Source organism: Streptomyces sp. NPDC005899, assembly GCF_040629645.1.
In the GTDB taxonomy this organism is placed as follows: Bacteria; Actinomycetota; Actinomycetes; order Streptomycetales; family Streptomycetaceae; genus Streptomyces.
The window spans coordinates 1-1,579 of record NZ_JBEXWB010000662.1 but is presented as its reverse complement, the minus strand read 5'-3'; the positions used below and the strand labels follow the sequence as shown (position 1 = coordinate 1,579).

The 1,579-nt window shown below is 68.5% G+C and carries 2 protein-coding genes; both read left to right on the top strand.

What is annotated here, in order from left to right; genetic code table 11:
• A partial coding sequence (locus ABZ371_RS32500; protein ID WP_358686512.1) for a class E sortase occupies positions 1-758 on the top strand: 758 nt, incomplete at its 5' end.
• A 36-nt stretch (positions 759-794) separates the two neighbouring features.
• Entirely contained in the window at positions 795-1,574 is a 780-nt protein-coding gene (locus tag ABZ371_RS32495; RefSeq protein WP_358686510.1) for a class E sortase, read from the top strand.
• Positions 1,575-1,579: the final 5 nt, after the last annotated feature.

The following is a 1,579-nucleotide window of genomic DNA, read 5'->3' as shown; positions in this document are numbered from 1 at the left end:
CCCCGCGCCCGGCGGACGCCGCCGCGGCGGGCCCTCCCGTACCGATGTCCCGCCTGGAGGCCCGGCGCGCGGCCCGTGCGGCCAAGGACAGCCCGGCGGTCGTGGCCAGCCGGGTCGTCGGCGAAGTGTTCATCACCTTCGGCGTGCTCATGCTGCTGTTCGTCACCTACCAGCTCTGGTGGACGAACGTCCGGGCCGACCAGATCGCCGGGCGCGAAACGCACAAGATCCAGGACGGGTGGGCGAGCGGCGCGCGTACGCCGGGGGTCTTCGAGCCCGGACAGGGTTTCGCCATCATGCACATTCCGAAGCTGGACGTCGTCGCGCCGGTCGCCGAGGGCATCAGCAACGAGAAGGTCCTCGACCGCGGGATGGTCGGTCACTACGGCGAGGGCAAGCTGAAGACCGCGATGCCCTCGGCGAAGCAGGGCAACTTCGCGGTGGCCGGTCACCGCAACACCCACGGCGAGCCGTTCCGGTACATCAACAAGCTGAAGCCCGGTGACCCGATCGTGGTCGAGACGCAGGACGCGTACTACACGTACGAGATGACCGGCATCCTTCCGCAGACATCACCCTCCAACATCTCCGTCATCGATCCCGTGCCGCGGCAGTCCGGCTTCACCGGCCCTGGCAGATACATCACGCTGACGACCTGCACCCCGGAATTCACGAGTACGTACCGAATGATCGTGTGGGGCAAGATGGTCGAGGAGCGGCCGCGCAGCAAGGGGAAGCCCGACGCACTCGTCGGCTGAGGCGGGCCGGACGACATCACGACAGGGGCGGGTGCGGTGGCAGCGAGGACCGGGCAGGACGAGCGTGCCGAGGAGTCGGCGCCTCCGGTGCGGCGCCGGAGCCGCCATCCCGTGGCGACAGCGGTGAGCCTCTTCGGCGAGCTGCTGATCACCGCCGGTCTCGTGCTGGGCCTCTTCGTCGTCTACTCGCTGTGGTGGACCAACGTCCTCGCCGATCGTGAGGCCGGCAAGCAGGGGGATACCGTCCGCGACCACTGGGCACAAGGCCGGGGGCCGGGTGCGCTCGACACGAAGGACGGCATCGGCTTCCTCCACGTGCCCGCGATGGAGAACGGCGAGGTGCTGGTCAAGAAGGGCACCGACACCGAGACCCTCAACAACGGCATCGCCGGTTACTACACCGACCCCGTGAAGTCGGCGCTCCCCTCGGACGCACGGGGCAACTTCGCGCTCGCCGCCCACCGTGACGGGCACGGAGCCAAGTTCCACAACATCGACAAGGTGCGGAAGGGCGACGCGATCGTCTTCGAGACCAAGGACACCTGGTACGTCTACAAGGTCTACGCGGAGCTGCCGGAGACGTCGAAGTACGACGTCGCAGCGATCGCGCCGGTGCCGAAGGAGTCGGGTGTGAAGAAGCCCGGCCGCTACATCACGCTGACGACCTGCACGCCGGTCTACACGTCGAAGTACCGCTACATCGTCTGGGGCGAGCTGGTGCGCACGGAGAAGGTGGACGGCGAGCGCACGAAGCCGGCCGAGCTGCGTCAGCCGACGGCGGGCGCACTTGAGGGGCCCCGGTCACCGTCACGGTGACCGGG